The organism is Methylophaga sp. UBA2689 (assembly GCA_002354555.1).
Taxonomy (GTDB): Bacteria; Pseudomonadota; Gammaproteobacteria; order Nitrosococcales; family Methylophagaceae; genus Methylophaga.
Genome location: DELT01000012.1, coordinates 1 through 1,173 on the forward strand (window position 1 = coordinate 1; position 1,173 = coordinate 1,173).

1 protein-coding gene is annotated in these 1,173 nt (G+C 39.3%); it reads right to left on the reverse strand.

From position 1 onward, the window contains the following. Positions 1-947, reverse strand: a 947-nt coding sequence (locus B3M51_RS01060; protein ID WP_292756247.1) for a PAS domain-containing protein, incomplete at its 3' end; no start/stop codon positions are given. Between the last annotated feature and the right edge of the window lie 226 nt (positions 948-1,173).

Here is a 1,173-nt window from a genome sequence, read left to right on the forward strand (position 1 = left end):
GGTGAGTGACGATTATGTTTCTGGGCTGCTTCAAGTTGCTTGAGCTGAGTGATATCGGTCAACGTGCCAATGACACTGGAACGTTCACCTTTAAAATTGGAACTGCGCGAAGCACGGATTTCGATCCATCGATATGAACCGTTTTTAGTAATGACACGACATTCGATTTGAAAATATTGACGTTTACCCTGAATAAGTGAATTCATTCTTGATTCGACCAGTAAAATATCTTCAGGGTGAATAAAACTTAAAAAAGGTTTGTTTATTGATTCTGAAACACTAAAGTCAGTCAGTATTTCCCAGGCAGTATTTGTATATATAATTTCCTGATCAACATTGTTTATAAAAATAATTTGTCTGATATTATTTAAGAGGCTTGGAAAATTGAATTTTTCTGATTTTAATTCTGAATCATTTTGCGCTTGTGTAATGGAAGAAAATTGGAGCAAATTAAGATTTGATTGGCCCTCGGAGTTGAGTGGTGACAGTGAAATATGCACGGGTATGGTGGTGCCATCGACATATAGCATACGTAGCGTAAGTGTCTGATGTGGTTCATGGTTGGTTTTCATATGTCGCATGAAATTTGTCAGCGCAGCATGATTGCTGGGATGCACCATATTGGTCAGTGGCATATTAGTGACCAGTTCGCGCATACCATTCATTCCCAGCTCACGAAGGAAGGCATTATTGGCAAAAATGATATTAAAACCATCAATAACGGCGGAGGGTGTTGATAGCCGTTTTGCAACATCATTTGCCCAACCGAGATTCTTGTCTGATGGTTGATTGCCAGCCAGCATCAGTTTCCGTTGGCTACGAGGATAAAAGGCAATGGTAAGTACAGCAGAAAGTAATGCCGCAAATATGGCTGCCGCCACCGCAAAATGTATTTTGAATGGGGCTGTGCTGTCCCACCAAGTACCAAATATGATGGCTGTGATCATGCTTAACATGATCATGGTAAATATAATGAGACCCATTATTCTGACCCTTGAGAACAGCTTTATCGGGAAGCCCGGTTTTGAAGAAATTTGACCTGAAATATATTTTTAAAAGCATACGCCAAAGAGCTGTTTTTTCCAAGCTGATTACGTTGCTTTTATGTATTGCAATGACAGTGCTTTTAATTCAGGCAGGAACTTTGTTTTTGTTGGATTATATGATTTCAAG